The sequence below is a fragment of the Pseudomonas fungipugnans genome (assembly GCF_029955235.1).
Classification (GTDB): domain Bacteria; phylum Pseudomonadota; class Gammaproteobacteria; order Pseudomonadales; family Pseudomonadaceae; genus Aquipseudomonas; species Aquipseudomonas fungipugnans.
The window spans coordinates 2,225,200-2,240,666 of record NZ_JARBWL010000002.1 but is presented as its reverse complement, the minus strand read 5'-3'; the positions used below and the strand labels follow the sequence as shown (position 1 = coordinate 2,240,666).

Genomic DNA, 15,467 nt, shown 5'->3' with positions numbered 1-15,467 from the left:
TGGGCCGCCATAGCCAGATTCAATAGCGGTACTTACCCGCATGAATATCCGCCAACACCTGCTCGCAGACCCGCACGTACGTCTGGGTGCCTGGCAGCCAGGCGTAGACCGGATCATCCCCCGTCTTACCAGGGTCGAAGGCTTCGTCCTTGAGTCGGGTTTTCTGGTATTTGAAAGTCCCGGTGGTTTCCATCTTCACCTTCACCCGCAGGAACAACGGTACTGCGTACGCCGGCATCTGCTGACGGGCAAAGGCCAACAGTTCACTGAAATCCAGGGTCGCCAACGATTCGGCCGGAGTGATCGCAGCCATGCCGGCACGGCCGTTGGTGTTGCAAATCTCCACGCCATAAGCCACGGCCTCGGCGATATGCGGGTGTTGCAGCAGGATGTTCTCGACCTCGGTGGTGGAAACATTTTCGCCTTTCCAGCGATACGTATCCCCCAGCCGGTCAACGAACTGGGCATGGCCGAAGCCGATATTGCGCAGCAGATCGCCGGTATTGAAGTAACGGTCGCCCTTTTCAAACACGTCGTGCAGCACGACTTTTGCGGTTTTCTGCGGATCGGTGTAGCCGTCCAGCGGTGCCTTGTCGTCGATTTTGGCCAGCAACAACCCTTGCACGCGCTTGCCGACTTTAGTCATCCAGCCTTGGGCGTTGCGCGTCGGCGTGCCGGTGTCATGGTCGTAGGCCACCAACTCCCACTTCATCAGGGAAAAACCGATGGTGTTATCGAAGTTGAGGATGTTGCTGAAGCCGATGTTGCCGTCACTGGCGGCGTACAACTCGCAGATATGCACCACCCCAAAGCGCGTTTTGAACTCACCCCAGGCGCCGGGCCGCAGACCGTTGCCAATCATTTTTGTCACGCTGTGCATGCGGTCATCGGAACTGGCCGGTTGGTCGACCAGATAGCGGCACAATTCGCCAACGTACCCGAGGGTAGTGGCGCGGTACTTGCGCACGTCGCGCCAGAATTGACTGGCGCTGAACTTGCGCCGAATGGCGAACGCCGAAGCGCCGCGAATGGCCGAGCCCCAGCACACACAGAGCCCGGTGGCGTGGTACAGCGGCAAGGTGCAATAGACCACGTCATCGGGGCGCATATTCAGGGCGATCAGGCCGAAACTGGCGGAGCTGCGCATCCAGCGCCCGTGCTTGAACACCCCGGCCTTGGGCAACCCGGTGGTGCCCGAGGTGTAGATGTAAAAGCAGGTGTCGTCGAAAAACACCTGCTGGCTGCTGGCAGGGTTCTCGACGGGGCTGTCGAGGCTGGCCGTCATCAGGTTGATAAAGCCTTCGGGCGAAATGCCCGGCTGGCTGAAGGTGTGCTGATCGGCGATAAACCAGGTGCGCGAGGCGTCGATGGAGACTCGCTCGCGAACCGCCGAATACACCGCCAGCAGTTCTTCGCCGACAACGATCGCCGCGGGTGCCACCAGATTCAGGCTGTGGGCCAGAGTGTCGCGGGTTTGTGCGGTATTGAGCAGCGCACTGACGGCACCGGCCTTGGCCACAGCCAGTATGGTCACCAGCAGTTCGGGGCGGTTCTCGATGAACACTGCCACCACATCGCCCTTGCGAATGCCCTGGGCAGTCAAGTGATGAGCGATACGGTTGGCCCATTGGTTGGCCTGTGTGTAGGTCAGCGCCACCTCGTCCTGCAACAACGCCAGACCATCAGGATTGCGCAAGGTCGCCTGCTCGAACGTCCAGCCAAGGCCACACGGTTGGGTCGGGTCCTTGACGTTGGCGGCCTTCATGCCCTTGACCACACGGGGTATGGCTTTGGCGATGGTCGGCAGTTTGCGGAGCATCATGCCCCAGGTGATCGTGTCGCTCGGCGTGCGGCTCATGGTTGCTCCCGTCGACCCGGTCTGGCGGATCGGTTTTTTATTGTCGGGCGAACATGGGGTGCGAGCAGCGCCAAAGCGCTGCGTGAGCCGAAAATACGTCAGCGCTTGCAACGCTGTACACGCGGTTTTTGCAATGTTTTGTATCCGCTGCCGACACATCCGCAAACGCGAACGCCGGCCCATGCATTGGTTCCATCGAATCGCTGCCAATCTCGCAAAATGCAGGATGCACGATGGCCATTCATGCAGATTGCACGAAACCAAAAAACAGACATAAATTCAACTTACTGATTTATAACGGTTTTTTATAATCTCAGTGCTGGCACAATCGCTGCAACTACCTCCGCATGCTTGCCAACAAGTACTAACGGAGCTGATAGACATGAGCCTGATCCAAGAAAAATTTACTTCCCTGTTCTCCAACTTCGACGTGACCACCCAGGCTCGTCCTGACGGTGGCATCTTGCTGACCCTGCGCAGCAACGAAGGTAAAGTCTTCAAGCGCTCGATTTCTTATCAGCAATTGCATGCGGGTGATCAGCTGTCGTGGGTAATCAGCGCCATCCGCCGCGACCTGGCTGAACAAGCCAGCGAACTGCCACAGATTTCGATGCTGCAAAGCCAGCAGCGATTTGCGTTGCCGACTTATCATTCGGCGTAAGGTGTTCTGTATTTCAGATACACCACAAAACAACTGTGGGAGCGAGCTTGCTCGCGATAGCGGGGTCATATTCAACATCACTGTTGAGTGATCCGACGCCATCGCGAGCAAGCTCGCTCCCACAGGGGTATGTGTTTAAATCTGGTTTGGGTTAAAACGCCGCAGGATCAATCCCCGCAAAACTGTCCACCGTCACATGCCCTGCCAACTCCCCGCCTTCGCGAGCCAGCCCGCAAGTGGCCATCCCTGCAGCACGCGCCGCCTCAAGCTCTTCAACGATGTCCGACAGAAACAGAATCTGCCCAGCCTCAACGCCGATGCCTTGAGTAATGCGCTCATAAGACTGCGCTTCCCGCTTGGGCCCCGAAGTCGTGTCGAAATAACCGCTGAACAACTGCGACAAGTCCCCCGCCTCCGAGCAGCCGAAGATCAGTTTCTGCGCCTGGATCGACCCGGACGAATAAACAAACAGTTGATAACCCGCCTGATGCCAGCGCTTGAGCGCTTCAACGGCGTCCGGGTAAACGTGCCCTTTCAACTGCCCTGCCTGATAGCCCTGCTCCCAGACCATGCCTTGCAATGCCTTGAGCGGCGTGGCCTTGCGGTCTTCGGCGATCCAGCCCAAGAGGATTTCGATCACCCGCTCGACATCGGCACCTGGCTCATCACTGTCCCGGCGTACAGCGTCCAGTTGTTCGGCGACATCGGTGCGCCCGGCGTGCTGGCGGACGAAATCCGGCAGGTGTCTGGCGGCATAGGGAAACAACACGTCGAACACAAAACTCACCGCGCTGGTGGTGCCTTCGATGTCGGTGAGAATCGCTTTAATCGGCATCGGCTCAGTCCTCCAGGCGCGGGAAGCGACTGGCGATGTCTTCGCCGGTGAACTTGGCGACCCAGCCTTCGGGGTTGTTGAACAGGCGGATCGCCACGAAGTGCGGATGCTCGCCCATGTCAAACCAGTGCGCGGTGCCGGCCGGGACCGAGATCAGGTCGTTTTTCTCGCAGAGCACGGCGTAGACGTAATCGTCGATGTGCAGGGTAAACAGCCCACGGCCAGCGACGAAAAATCGTACTTCGTCTTCGCCATGGCGGTGTTCATCGAGGAACTTGGCGCGCAATTCAGCTTTTTGCGGGTGATCGCTGTTCAGGCTGATGACATCGACCGTGATGTAGCCACGTTCGGTCATCAGTTGGTCGATTTGCACCTGGTAGGCGGCAATCACTTCTTCCTGGCTCGCGCCGGGCTGGATCTTCGCCGCAGCTTGCCAGCGGTCGAAACGCACGCCCTGCTCGGCCAGGGTCGAGGCGATGTCTTCAAAGTGGGTCAACACCTTGTTGGGGATGTCAGGGCTGGAAACGTGATAAACGGACAGGCTGCTCATGGGGCAATTCCTCGGTATCGGCCCCGCCGTCCGGCTTTTGGCTACCGGTCGGGCGTGACGCTGTATCAGGCGAGAGGCGACTTCTGTGGAAGTAAGCCGTTAACGGTTCAACACGCTGCGAGTCTTCAACTCGCATTCGAACAAAAATTCAAACGCCTCGATTTGCCGCAGGGCATCACTCATGCGCGCGCCCCAGGTATAGAGGCCGTGGCCGCGAATCAGATAACCGACGCAATCGGGATTAGCGTCCAGCCAAGGCTGCACCTTGGCGGCGAGGCGCGCAATGTCCTGATCGTTGTCGAAAATCGGCACGCGCACGCGGGACTCATGGGTCGAAATGCCGCTGAAGGCTTTTTGCAGCTCGTAGTCTTCGAATTCGATGAAATCTTGCGGCGTCAGGCGAGACAGCACCGTAGCATTCACCGAGTGCGTGTGCAGCACCGCGCCGATCTCCGGGCGCCAGCTGTACAGCTGGGTGTGCAGCAGGGTTTCGGCGGACGGCTTTTTGCCCGGTTCCAGGCTATTGCCCGACAGGTCGGTGGCCAGCACATCGTCCGGGCCCAGCTGGCCCTTGTGCTTGCCGGAGACCGTCAGCAGCGCTTCGCTCGGCGACAGACGTGCCGAATAGTTGCTGCTGGTGGCCGGCGACCAGCCGCGGCCATACAGGAAACGCCCGGCGTCGATGATTTCCTGGGCGAGGTGTTCACGGGTAAGGCTCATGGCCTGTCCTCTTGCATGCGGGTGGCAATGATAACGGCAGCGGCGAAGGCTGCGACGCTGGCAATACTAAAGGTCAATGTGGGGCCGAGGGCATTCCAGCTGTAACCGGAATATAACGCGCCCAAGGCGCCGCCGGTGCCGGCCAGTGCCGCATAAAGCGCCTGGCCCTGCCCTTGCTGGCGCGCACCGAAGCTACGTTGCACGAACTGGATGGCAGAGGCGTGAAAGCTGCCGAAGGTCGCCGCGTGCAGCACCTGCGCGAACAGCAGCACCCACAGGTATTCGGCAAAGGAGCCCAGCAGAAGCCAGCGCAGGGCGGCCAGCAGGAAACTCGCCAGCAACACCCGGCGCACGGAAAAACGCGCGAGGATCTTGCTCATGGCCAGGAACATCAGCACTTCGGCCACCACGCCCACCGCCCAGAGCATGCCGATCACGCCACGGCTGTAACCGAGTCGTTCAAGGTGCAACGTCAGAAAGGTGTAATACGGTCCGTGGCTCATCTGCATCAGCGCCACGCATCCATAGAACGCCAGCACGCCAGGGCTGCGCAATTGCCTGAGAAAACCCTCTCCCGCCACCCGCTCGCTCTGCACCGGCTGCGCGTTGGGCACCCACAGGCTGCTGACGATGATCCCGGCCATGATCAGCACCAGCGCCACCGGGTACACGTCCAGGCTCAGCCATTCGAAGACCCGCCCCAGCGCGACCACGGTGATGATGAAACCAATGGAGCCCCACAGGCGAATCTGGCTGTAGCGCGAGGTCTGCCCCTTCAAATGCGCAAGGGTGATGACTTCGAACTGCGGCAACACCGCGTGCCAGAAGAACGCGTGCAAGGCCATGACCATCGCCAGCCAGGCGTAGGTCTTGCTGACGAAAATCAGCGAGAACGACAGCAGTGTGCAGATCGCGCCAAAGCGCACGATGGCCAGGCGCCGGCCGGTGTAGTCACCGAGCCAGCCCCAGATGTTCGGCGCCACGCAGCGCATCAGCATCGGAATAGCCACCAGTTCGCCAATGCGCGCGCTGGAAAAACCCAAGTGATCGAAGTACAGCGCCAGAAACGGCGCTGTCGACCCGAGCAAGGCGAAATAGAACAGATAGAAACTGGAAAGCCGCCAGTACGGGAGCGCCGCCAAAGTCTTTCAGACCGCAGCGGCGTTTAAGTCAGCCATCAAAGCTGACCCAGCACCGGGGTGCTCACCCGCACCTCGGCGTTCTGCCCGCGATGACGCAGCAGGTGGTCCATCAGCACGATGGCCATCATCGCTTCGGCAATCGGCGTGGCACGGATGCCGACGCACGGGTCATGACGGCCCTTGGTGATCACGTCTACCGGGTTGCCATGCACATCAATCGAACGGCCCGGCGTGGTGATGCTCGACGTCGGCTTCAAGGCCAGGTGCGCAACGATCGGCTGACCGGAGGAGATGCCGCCGAGAATGCCGCCCGCGTTGTTGCTGAGAAAACCTTCGGGGGTCATTTCATCGCGATGTTCAGTGCCGCGCTGGGCCACGCTGGCGAAACCGGCACCGATTTCCACGCCCTTGACTGCGTTGATGCTCATCAGTGCATGGGCCAGTTCGGCGTCCAGGCGGTCGAAGATCGGCTCGCCGAGGCCCGGCATCACGCCTTCGGCGACGACCGTGATCTTGGCGCCGACCGAATCCTGGTCGCGGCGCAGCTGGTCCATATAGGCTTCCAGCTCTGGCACTTTGTCCGGGTCGGGGCTGAAGAACGCATTCTCTTCGACCGAATCCCAGGTCTTGAACGGGATTTCAATCGGCCCGAGCTGGCTCATGTAACCGCGAATGACGATGCCCTGGCTGGCCAGGTATTTCTTCGCAATCGCCCCCGCCGCGACACGCATGGCGGTTTCACGGGCCGAGCTGCGACCGCCGCCGCGGTAATCGCGCTCGCCGTATTTGTGGTGATAGGTGTAGTCGGCATGAGCCGGGCGGAACAAGTCCTTGATCGCCGAGTAGTCTTTGGACTTCTGGTCGGTGTTGCGGATCAGCAGGCCGATGGCGCAACCGGTGGTGCGGCCCTCGAACACGCCGGAAAGGATTTCGACTTCGTCGGCTTCCTGGCGCTGGGTGGTGTGGCGGCTGGTGCCGGGCTTGCGCCGGTCGAGGTCGCGCTGCAGATCCTCAAGGGAGATCTCCAGGCCCGGTGGGCAGCCGTCGACAATGGCGACCAACGCCGGACCATGGCTTTCGCCTGCGGTGGTGACAGTGAACAGCTTGCCGTAGGTATTGCCGGACATGCGGGACGCTCCGTGTAATCGAACCTGAATACGTAATGCGCGCCAGTATACGCAGGCAACCGAACTAGTTCATCCTCGAACCTTATGGGTGCCTGCGAGTCCAATCGGCACCTTTGCGAATGATGGCGTGATGATGCTGCGAGTTCTTGTCTTGAGCCTTACCCTGATGACCGGCCTGTTGTCTAACGTAGTCCAGGCGACAGTCCTGCAACAACCGATCACTTTGGACACCGGCAGCGGCGAGCTTTTCGGCTCGTTGTTGCTGCCAAAATCCGACAAACCGGTGCCGGTTGTCCTGATCATTTCAGGCTCCGGTCCTACAGACCGTGACGGCAACAACACCGATGGCGGGCGCACTGACAGCCTCAAACGGCTGGCCTTGTTGCTGGCCAACCACAACATTGCCAGTGTGCGCTACGACAAACGCGGCGTGGCAGCCAGCCTTGCGGCGACGCCGGACGAGCGCAATCTGTCGGTGGACGCCTATGTCGCCGACGCCGTGGCCTGGAGTCAAAAGCTCAAGGCTGACCCGCGAATGGGCAAGCTGATTCTGCTGGGCCACAGTGAAGGCGCGCTGATTGCGACGCTGGCTGCGCCGAAAAGTGGTGCTGATGCACTGATCTCGGTGTCCGGTAGCGGCCGGCCTATCGATCAGGTACTGCGCCAGCAACTGAGCAATCAACTGCCGCCGCAACTGATGCTGCGCAGCAACCAATTGCTGGACAGCCTCAAGGCCGGCCAGGTTGATGACAACGTGCCACAACCGCTGGAAGTCATTTTCCGCCCAAGCGTGCAGCCGTATCTGATCTCACTGTTCCGTCAGGACCCAGCGGCCGCTTTTTCCCGATTGAACATACCGGCGCTGATTGTTCAGGGCAGCCACGACATTCAGGTCAGCGTCGGTGACGCACAAACACTCAAAGCGGCGAAACCCGACGCTGAACTGGCCGTAGTCGAGGGTATGAATCATGTCATGCGCATCGTGCCCATGGATCTGAAGCAGCAGTTGGCCTCTTATAAAGATCCAAAGCTGCCGCTGGCGGCGGAGCTGGGAGAGAAAATAATCGGATTTATTGACGGACTTCACACCCGTTAAGCGCTGTTGCCCTCCAGTCTTGAAAAAAACGGCCGATAAGCCGTTTGTTGCCAGCGCAGGACTGGCGATAAGCGCTTGGACAGGATCTCGCCGTTATGACTGATACCCAGACTTCACCCGACACCACCGCTGAAAAAGACACACCGCCAGCGGTCGAGCTGCCATGGGCGGACGTCCACGCCGAGCACCACAAGATGCTTCGCCTGGCGCCATTGCAGACCGACCGCAATACCGGTGGCCGGCCATTGCGCTTTGTCGAATTTGGTTACGCCGAACGCAACGACAAGGCCCACAGCCTGATGCGCATGAGCATCAAACTGCCGGGCCAGCGCGTGCGCAAGGAGCAGAACATCCTCGACGTGTGGGTCGACCATGGCGAAAAGCGCGTGCGTTTCGGCCCGGACAGCGGCTTGCAGATAGAACCGATGAACCGTGGCATTGGCCGCTTCATGGCCGCCCAGGGCATCACCTGGGCGAAAAAACGCTGGCCCGCTTACACCGTCGACGGCAGCGACCTGAATAACAAGGACGCTCTGAACGAAGACACGCGACTGCGCCGCGATCACTTCTTGCGGGTACACGGGTTTGACGTGGTGTATGCCGACGCCCAGCATTTGAAGGGCAGTGTCAAAGAGGTTCAGGTGGGCGATCTGCTGACCGACTGGAACAGCGAAAAACTGCAAATCGTCGAGATTCTCGAAGCCGCGCAGATGCTGCAGCAGGCGGAGCAGAACCTGGCCGAGCAGGAAGTCAAACTCAAGAAGCACGAAGAGAAGGTCAGCAAGTACAAGCGCGAAGACGCGGGGCTGCGCTTTACGATTACGTGCCTGGTGGCGTTTGCGGTGTTTCAGGCGGGGTTGTTGATCTGGATTGCCACACACCGTTGACCGTTTGAAACCGCGGCGCGGCCATCGCGGGCAAGCCACGCTCCCACAGGTTTTATGTCGTGCCTCAATGAGGCGGCAACTCTTTTTGTGGTGAGGGGATTGATCCCCTCACCACAGGAACCTGCCCTGTCAGACGCGGGACGCGAACAGCGCCTGATGATCGCGGCACTGTTCGGCGGTCAGCATGAACACACCATGCCCGCCACGCTCGAAATCGAGCCAGGCGAAATCGACTTCCGGGTACAGCGCTTCGACGTGCACCTGGCTGTTGCCCACTTCGACAATCAACAAGCCCTTCTCGGTCAGGTGATTCGCCGCTTCGGCGAGCATCCGGCGTACCAGGTTCAAACCGTCGTCGCCGCAGGCCAGGCCCAGTTCCGGCTCGTGCTGGTATTCGTCCGGCATGTCGGCGAAATCTTCTGCATCCACGTAAGGCGGGTTCGACACGATCAGGTCAAAACGCTGACCCGGCAAACCGTCGAAGCCGTCACCCTGGACGGTATAGACGCGCTCATCGACGCCATGACGCTCGATATTCTGGTTGGCCACTTCCAGCGCTTCGAACGACAGGTCGGCCAGCACCACTTCGGCGTTCTGGAACTCGAACGCACAGGCAATGCCGATGCAGCCGGAACCGGTGCACAGGTCAAGAATTCGCCCAGGCTCGGCGCCCAGCCAGGGTTCGAAACGTTTTTCGATCAGCTCGCCAATCGGTGAGCGCGGGATCAGCACGCGCTCATCGACAATGAACGACATGCCACAGAACCACGCCTCGCCCAGCAGGTAAGCGGTCGGAATGCGCTCTTCGATGCGACGCTTGAGCATGCGCTGCAGGTTGACCAGCTCATCGTCTTCCAGATTGCAGTCCAGATAGCTGTCAGCAATTTCCCACGGCAGGTGCAGCGCACCCAACACCAATTGCCGGGCTTCGTCCCAGGCGTTGTCGGTGCCATGGCCGAAAAAAAGATCCTCCCCATGGAAGCGGCTGACGGCCCAACGGATGTGGTCGCGCAGGGTACGAAGTCGGGAAGTGATCACGGGGGCAAACTCCTGAAAAAACGACTGGCGATTCTAACAGCCTAATCGCATCTCGACGACGCGGGAAAACAACGGATCAGATGTAGGAGTTATCCGTTTTTTCATCTGCCTATTGAACAGAATGAGTATCTTGACAAGGCTGTAAGCCAGCAACGACGGTGCCTGCGATGGTAGCGATTCACAGAACCGCTCAGCCAGAGGACAATGTCGCAAAAGCCCCACTCAAAGGAGCCCCAGAATGTCCGTTCCAAAAACGATGTTTCAACTCAGCGGTCGCGGTTACGCAGCGGCCAATCTGAGCCATGCGACCCTTGTCATCATCGATGCCCAGAAAGAATACCTCAGTGGTCCGCTGGCCCTGAGCGGCATGGATGCTGCGGTCGCGAACATCAAGCAACTGGTAGCCGCTGCCCGTGCAGCCGGCCGGCCCATCGTGCATGTGCGCCACCTGGGCACCGTGGGTGGCCTGTTCGATCCGCAGGGCGAGCGCGGTGAGTTCATCCCGGGGCTGGAGCCGCACGCCGACGAGACCATCATCGGCAAACTGCTGCCGAGCGCGTTCCATGGCACCGAGCTGTACGACCGTCTGCAGGACCTCGGCTCGCTCGACCTGATCGTCTGCGGCTTCATGAGCCATTCCAGCGTCAGCACCACGGTGCGCGCCGCAAAAAACCTGGGCTTTCGTTGCACCCTCGTGGAAGACGCGTGCGCCACGCGCGACCTGCCTTACAAGGGCGGCGTGCTGAGCGCCGAGCATGTTCAGCAGACCGAAATGGCAATCATGGCGGACAACTTCGCCACCCTCGCCCTGACCCACGATCTGATCTGATCGGCTCTCGATGAGCGGTCCATGCCGCCGCTCATCCGCAAAAGCCTCTCGTTTGCTGCAATTGTCTTAGCCTCAGGAACATCCCGGTCAACTCCCGGTCGAAGGGCCGATACCCATTGAGGAAGGTCGGAATGAAGTTATCCGATGGTTTTGACGCACGCCGCTTGCGGCCCAAAGGCCGAAGCAACTGGCGTTTTCGCTTCGGTGCCGCCTTTGCGGCCTTGCTGGCAATGTGCGGTGTGTTGCTGGCGATGGCCGGTGCAGCCAGCCTGCTGGGGCGCCCGCCCGCGCTCGGCGAATTGAATGCCAGCCCGCTGGGCTCGGCAATCATTCTGGCGATCGGCCTGCTGGTGTTGTATATCGGGGTCTGGCTGTGGCGTCGCTGCCGACGTCGTTCGCGTCAGTCGCGAGAGCTGAACATGTCGCCACACCTGATGAAAAAACACGACTGAATCAATGGCCCGGCACTTTGCCGGGCCCAATTGTTATGGATAGCGCCTCGACTTGGGTAAACTGGCCGACCTTCGCGGAGGCTGACATGCAAGACGACGATTTTTCCCTGTTCAAAAGTGCGATCCAAGGCGTCAAGCCGATCAAGCATGATCGCGCCGAAACCGGCAAACCCAAGGCCGACCGCGCGCAAATCGCCAAGCTCCGCCAGGCCGCCACCGTGCGCACCGATGCCACTACTGTCGATGGTCTGTCCGATCAGTTCGTGATCGACGTCGGACCGGAAGACGAGTTGATGTGGGCTCGCGACGGCGTGCAGGAAAGCCAGATACGCAAGCTCAAGATCGGCCAGATTCCGTTCGAAGGCAGCCTCGACCTGCATGGCATGAACGTGGAAAAAGCCCGGGAAACCCTTTGGGCATTCCTGGCCGAGGCGACCAAATTCGAAATTCGTTGCGTGCGCGTCACCCACGGCAAGGCCGTGCGGCTGGACGGCAAGCGGCCGATGATCAAGAGCCACGTCAATACCTGGCTGCGACAGCACTCTCAGGTACTGGGGTTCACCTCGTGCCAGCCCCGGCATGGTGGCGCCGGAGCGGTCTACGTGATGCTCAAACGCACCATGATGGAAGGTCGCGACGAGTAAAGCTGTTACACCAAACTTGCAGCGCCGTGTCCGCCACCGTACCCTTGTCCTTTGCGAAAATCCCCACAGGTAGTTTCATGTCCCTGGAACAGAATTACACCGCGATTCTCGGCCAACTGGGCGAGGACGTGTCCCGCGAGGGCCTGCTCGACACGCCAAAGCGTGCCGCCAAAGCCATGCAGTACCTCTGCCGCGGCTATGAACAGACACTCGAAGAAGTCACCAACGGTGCCTTGTTCAGCTCCGATAACAGCGAAATGGTGCTGGTCAAGGACATCGAGCTCTACTCGTTGTGCGAGCATCACCTGCTGCCGTTCATCGGCAAGGCCCACGTCGCCTACATTCCGAGCGGCAAGGTATTGGGGCTGTCGAAAGTCGCGCGAATCGTCGATATGTACGCCCGCCGCCTGCAGATCCAGGAAAACCTCAGCCGCCAGATCGCCGATGCGGTCCAGCAGGTCACCGGCGCCCTGGGCGTTGCAGTGGTGATCGAGGCCAAGCACATGTGCATGATGATGCGCGGTGTGGAGAAACAGAATTCCTCGATGATCACGTCGGTGATGCTCGGTGAATTCCGCGAGAACGCGGCAACGCGCAGCGAGTTTCTCAGCCTGATCAAGTAATTGGCGGCACGAAGAAACCGGCGCTCATCGCCGGTTTTTTTTCGCCCGTGAAAAATCAGGTAAGCTGCGCGCCCCTTTGCTGTCCTTTGAGGCTTACATCGTGTTCGTCAAAGCGCTTCGTGTTGGTCTCGGCCAGCTGATCATCTTCATCGACTTCCTCACCCGTCCGGGCAAGAAGCAGCGCCCTGCCGCCGCTCAGGCCCAGGTCGATGCCGCCGCCAGGGACCTGACCCTGTATCAGTTCCACGCCTGCCCGTTCTGCGTGAAAACCCGCCGCAACCTGCGCCGCCTGAATGTGCCGGTGGCATTGCGTGATGCGAAAAACAACGAACAGGATCGCCAGACGCTGCTGGAGCAAGGCGGAAAGATCAAAGTGCCATGCCTGCGCATTGAAGAAAATGGCCAGACCACCTGGATGTATGAGTCCAAGGTGATCATTGATTATCTGGATAAGCGGTTTGCGGCAGCCTGATGGTTTTGTGGTGTAACTGATGACCTCATCGCGAGCAAGCTCGCTCCCACATTGGTCTTGTGGAGAATTGGACCTCTAGATTTGAACATGGCCCCCTGTGGGAGCGAGCTTGCTCGCGATAGCGTCAGTACAGCCACTACAAATTCCAGACAAAAAGAAACCGGCCCTCAAGCCGGTTTCTCTGTTTCTACCCTCCTCTAAAAATCCCCCAGCCAGCCGATATACCCCAATCGCCAATCTTTCAGTCAACAAAACAAAAAACATTATTTGCTTTATTTGTATACAAAAGCATAATCCACTGCGTGCGAGTTCCTGACCATACGGTCAACAAATTCGCCAGAGCCTCAAAGGGCCGCTGCCACCCTCATGGGTCCGGCCCTGGAAATAACAATAAAACTCTTGAGGAGTATTCGCTGTGGAAAGCCGCAAATCCGAAGCCCCGTCGCTGGAACTCTCGCCGCCGTTACAAAACGGCTGGCTGGAGCGCATCTTCAAACTCACCTTGCATGGCACCACGGTGAAGACCGAGCTGATTGCCGGTCTGACAACCTTCATCACCATGGCCTACATCATCTTCGTCAACCCCAACATCATGGCCGATGCCGGCATCGATCACGGCGCGGCGTTCGTGGCCACCTGTATCGCCGCGGCACTGGGTTGCCTGTTGATGGGCCTGTACGCCAACTGGCCGGTCGGTCTGGCGCCGGGCATGGGCCTGAACGCGTTCTTCACCTATACCGTGGTCGGCACCATGGGCTACAACTGGGAAACCGCCCTGGGCGCGGTGTTCGTCTCCGGTGTGTTGTTCATGATCCTGACGTTCTCGCGGATTCGCGAATGGCTGCTCAACAGCATCCCGGTGAGCCTGCGCTTCGCCATGGGCGCGGGTGTGGGGCTGTTCCTGGGGATCATCGGCCTGAAAACCGCCGGGATCATCGTCGCCAGCCCGGCAACCCTGATCAAGCTCGGCTCGCTGCGTGAACCCGGCCCGCTGCTGGCCGCCATCTGCTTCCTGATGATCGCGGTACTCAGCTACCACAAGGTCTTCGGCGCGATCCTCATCAGCATCATCACCGTCACCCTCGCCGGTTGGGGTCTGGGCCTGGTGCACTACGCGGGCATCATGTCCGCCCCGCCGAGTCTGGCCCCGACCTGGATGGCCATGAACATTGCCGGCGTGTTCAACGTCAGCATGATCAGTGTGGTGCTGGCCTTCCTCTTTGTGCACATGTTCGACACCGCCGGCACGTTGATGGGCGTTGCCCAGCGCGCCAACCTGGTGAATGCCGATGGCCGGATTGAAAACCTGTCCCGCGCCATGAAAGCCGACAGCGCCTCCAGCGTATTCGGAGCAATGGTCGGTGTGCCACCGGTCACCAGCTATGTGGAAAGTGCCGCGGGTGTCGCCGCAGGTGGTCGGACTGGTCTTACCGCCGTGACCGTAGGTGTGCTATTTATTGCAGCGATGTTTTTCGCACCGCTGGCCGGCATGATCCCTGCTTACGCCACCGCCGGTGCGCTGATTTATGTCGCGATGCTGATGATGGGCGGTATGGCGCACATCAACTGGGACGAAGCGACCGACAGCATTCCGGCGATCGTTACCGCGATCATGATGCCGCTGACCTTCTCGGTCGCCGACGGCATCGCGCTGGGTTTTATCACGTTTGTGGTGCTGAAGGCCGGCACCGGCAGGTACAAGGAAATTTCCGTCAGCTTGTGGGTGCTTTGCGCGATCTTTATCGCCAAGTTCATTTTCCTGTAAGCGGTCATAGCTTCAAACAGCCTCACCCCATCGGGTGGGGCTTTTGCACATTAGGAGGAAAGTGATGAGTCTGGAAACCTGGCTGCTGTTCAGCGGCGCCGCGCTGGTGGTGATCCTGATCCCGGGGCCATTGTCTTTGCTGATGATCAGCAACAGTTTGAATTACGGCTTGCGCCGTTCCTACCCGGCATTTCTCGGCGGGGTGATTGCCTCGATCTGTTTGCTCAGTGCCTCGGCGCTGGGACTTGGCGCTCTGCTGTTGGCGTCGGAGCAGTTGTTCAGTGCATTGAAAATCGTTGGTGCGCTGTACCTGTTCTACCTTGCCTGGCAGAGCTGGCAGCAATCGCGGCGGCCATCGGTGGGCGCACAAGTGCCCCAGGCCGCGCCAGTGCCACGCTTTCGCGCACTGTTCGGGCGCGCGTTTGTGCTCGGCGCCAGCAACCCGAAAGACATTCTGTTCTTTGCCGCGTTCCTGCCGCAGTTTTTAAATGCAAACCAGCCGTTCCTGCCGCAGTTGCTGGTGATGATTGCCACCTGGACAGTGCTGGACCTGCTGTGCAAATTGGCTTATGGCCTTGGGGCGCATGGCGCGGCGCGGTATCTGCGCAGCGGCAAGGGGCAGAGCTGGTTTAACCGGGTGAGTGCGGGGTTGTTCAGTGGGGCTGGGGCGGCTTCGTTGTTGAGCCGCTAAGAGCAAAAGCATCGCGAGCAAGCTCGCTCCCACAGGGGATTTGTGAACGACACAGATCAGTGTGGGAGCGAGCTTGC

Annotated in this window: 17 protein-coding genes; 10 read left to right on the top strand and 7 right to left on the bottom strand. The window is 59.7% G+C overall.

The window, feature by feature from the left end:
- Positions 1–19 precede the first annotated feature (19 nt).
- Positions 20–1,858, bottom strand: coding sequence for a long-chain-acyl-CoA synthetase (locus POF45_RS25385; protein WP_282316987.1), 1,839 nt, complete (start codon positions 1,856–1,858; stop codon positions 20–22).
- 382 nt (positions 1,859–2,240) lie between these two features.
- Between POF45_RS25385 and POF45_RS25380 the strand changes: the two genes are divergently transcribed.
- Positions 2,241–2,519 carry a DUF3509 domain-containing protein gene (locus tag POF45_RS25380; RefSeq protein WP_259501211.1) on the top strand — a complete coding sequence of 93 codons (279 nt, stop codon included), beginning with the start codon at positions 2,241–2,243 and terminating at the stop codon, positions 2,517–2,519.
- Between the two features lie 151 nt (positions 2,520–2,670).
- On the opposite strand, the gene mtnC is transcribed toward POF45_RS25380, so the two are convergent.
- The 5 genes from mtnC to aroC all read right to left on the bottom strand — a co-directional run bounded on the left by mtnC (position 2,671) and on the right by aroC (position 6,893).
- On the bottom strand, positions 2,671–3,354 hold the full coding sequence (gene mtnC, locus POF45_RS25375) for an acireductone synthase (RefSeq protein WP_259501209.1): 684 nt from the start codon (positions 3,352–3,354) through the stop codon (positions 2,671–2,673).
- A gap of 4 nt (positions 3,355–3,358) precedes the next feature.
- Positions 3,359–3,904, bottom strand: a complete 546-nt coding sequence (locus POF45_RS25370; protein WP_259501208.1) for a 1,2-dihydroxy-3-keto-5-methylthiopentene dioxygenase — start codon at positions 3,902–3,904, stop codon at positions 3,359–3,361.
- Positions 3,905–4,003: 99 nt separating this feature from the next.
- Positions 4,004–4,624, bottom strand: a complete 621-nt coding sequence (locus POF45_RS25365) for a methylthioribulose 1-phosphate dehydratase (RefSeq protein WP_259501205.1) — start codon at positions 4,622–4,624, stop codon at positions 4,004–4,006.
- Entirely contained in the window at positions 4,621–5,766 is a 1,146-nt protein-coding gene (locus tag POF45_RS25360; protein WP_259501203.1) for an MFS transporter, read from the bottom strand. Before POF45_RS25360 ends, POF45_RS25365 begins: the two co-directional genes overlap by 4 nt.
- Positions 5,767–5,801: 35 nt before the next feature.
- Positions 5,802–6,893: a chorismate synthase gene (gene aroC / locus POF45_RS25355; RefSeq protein WP_259501201.1), complete on the bottom strand. Its 1,092-nt coding sequence runs from the start codon at positions 6,891–6,893 to the stop codon at positions 5,802–5,804.
- Between the two features lie 130 nt (positions 6,894–7,023).
- On the opposite strand from aroC, the gene POF45_RS25350 reads away from it, so the two are divergent.
- Both POF45_RS25350 and POF45_RS25345 read left to right on the top strand, forming a co-directional pair.
- On the top strand, positions 7,024–7,989 hold the full coding sequence (locus POF45_RS25350; protein ID WP_259501193.1) for an alpha/beta hydrolase: 966 nt from the start codon (positions 7,024–7,026) through the stop codon (positions 7,987–7,989).
- Between the two features lie 95 nt (positions 7,990–8,084).
- Positions 8,085–8,876: a hypothetical protein gene (locus tag POF45_RS25345; protein ID WP_259501192.1), complete on the top strand. Its 792-nt coding sequence runs from the start codon at positions 8,085–8,087 to the stop codon at positions 8,874–8,876.
- Between the two features lie 129 nt (positions 8,877–9,005).
- Here the strand turns inward: POF45_RS25345 and prmB are convergent, their stop codons facing one another.
- On the bottom strand, positions 9,006–9,914 hold the full coding sequence (gene prmB, locus POF45_RS25340; RefSeq protein ID WP_259501191.1) for a 50S ribosomal protein L3 N(5)-glutamine methyltransferase: 909 nt from the start codon (positions 9,912–9,914) through the stop codon (positions 9,006–9,008).
- A gap of 238 nt (positions 9,915–10,152) precedes the next feature.
- Here prmB and POF45_RS25335 point away from each other — a divergent pair, with 238 nt between their 5' ends.
- From POF45_RS25335 to POF45_RS25305, 7 genes are all read left to right on the top strand, one after another.
- Positions 10,153–10,743, top strand: coding sequence for a cysteine hydrolase family protein (locus POF45_RS25335; protein ID WP_259501187.1), 591 nt, complete (start codon positions 10,153–10,155; stop codon positions 10,741–10,743).
- A 131-nt stretch (positions 10,744–10,874) separates the two neighbouring features.
- Positions 10,875–11,195, top strand: coding sequence for a hypothetical protein (locus POF45_RS25330; protein WP_259501185.1), 321 nt, complete (start codon positions 10,875–10,877; stop codon positions 11,193–11,195).
- An 86-nt stretch (positions 11,196–11,281) separates the two neighbouring features.
- On the top strand, positions 11,282–11,839 hold the full coding sequence (locus tag POF45_RS25325) for a Smr/MutS family protein (RefSeq protein ID WP_259501184.1): 558 nt from the start codon (positions 11,282–11,284) through the stop codon (positions 11,837–11,839).
- A 77-nt stretch (positions 11,840–11,916) separates the two neighbouring features.
- Entirely contained in the window at positions 11,917–12,462 is a 546-nt protein-coding gene (gene folE / locus POF45_RS25320) for a GTP cyclohydrolase I FolE (protein WP_003204506.1), read from the top strand.
- A gap of 100 nt (positions 12,463–12,562) precedes the next feature.
- The gene (locus POF45_RS25315; protein ID WP_282316986.1) at positions 12,563–12,934 is read left to right on the top strand and encodes a glutathione S-transferase N-terminal domain-containing protein; all 372 of its coding nucleotides are present in this window, start codon (positions 12,563–12,565) and stop codon (positions 12,932–12,934) included.
- A 415-nt stretch (positions 12,935–13,349) separates the two neighbouring features.
- Positions 13,350–14,699, top strand: coding sequence for an NCS2 family permease (locus tag POF45_RS25310; protein ID WP_409077924.1), 1,350 nt, complete (start codon positions 13,350–13,352; stop codon positions 14,697–14,699).
- Positions 14,700–14,763: 64 nt separating this feature from the next.
- The gene (locus tag POF45_RS25305; RefSeq protein ID WP_282316985.1) at positions 14,764–15,390 is read left to right on the top strand and encodes a LysE family translocator; all 627 of its coding nucleotides are present in this window, start codon (positions 14,764–14,766) and stop codon (positions 15,388–15,390) included.
- Positions 15,391–15,467: the final 77 nt, after the last annotated feature.

Bases quoted from the DNA above. Each gene is read 5' to 3' on its own strand.
- POF45_RS25385 (WP_282316987.1), bottom strand. From the start codon at position 1,858: ATGAGCCGCACGCCGAGCGACACGATCACCTGGGGCATGATGCTCCGC.
- POF45_RS25380 (WP_259501211.1), top strand. From the start codon at position 2,241: ATGAGCCTGATCCAAGAAAAATTTACTTCCCTGTTCTCCAACTTCGAC.
- mtnC (WP_259501209.1), bottom strand. From the start codon at position 3,354: ATGCCGATTAAAGCGATTCTCACCGACATCGAAGGCACCACCAGCGCG.
- POF45_RS25370 (WP_259501208.1), bottom strand. From the start codon at position 3,904: ATGAGCAGCCTGTCCGTTTATCACGTTTCCAGCCCTGACATCCCCAAC.
- POF45_RS25365 (WP_259501205.1), bottom strand. From the start codon at position 4,624: ATGAGCCTTACCCGTGAACACCTCGCCCAGGAAATCATCGACGCCGGG.
- aroC (WP_259501201.1), bottom strand. From the start codon at position 6,893: ATGTCCGGCAATACCTACGGCAAGCTGTTCACTGTCACCACCGCAGGC.
- POF45_RS25350 (WP_259501193.1), top strand. From the start codon at position 7,024: ATGATGCTGCGAGTTCTTGTCTTGAGCCTTACCCTGATGACCGGCCTG.
- POF45_RS25345 (WP_259501192.1), top strand. From the start codon at position 8,085: ATGACTGATACCCAGACTTCACCCGACACCACCGCTGAAAAAGACACA.
- POF45_RS25335 (WP_259501187.1), top strand. From the start codon at position 10,153: ATGTCCGTTCCAAAAACGATGTTTCAACTCAGCGGTCGCGGTTACGCA.
- POF45_RS25330 (WP_259501185.1), top strand. From the start codon at position 10,875: ATGAAGTTATCCGATGGTTTTGACGCACGCCGCTTGCGGCCCAAAGGC.
- POF45_RS25325 (WP_259501184.1), top strand. From the start codon at position 11,282: ATGCAAGACGACGATTTTTCCCTGTTCAAAAGTGCGATCCAAGGCGTC.
- folE (WP_003204506.1), top strand. From the start codon at position 11,917: ATGTCCCTGGAACAGAATTACACCGCGATTCTCGGCCAACTGGGCGAG.
- POF45_RS25305 (WP_282316985.1), top strand. From the start codon at position 14,764: ATGAGTCTGGAAACCTGGCTGCTGTTCAGCGGCGCCGCGCTGGTGGTG.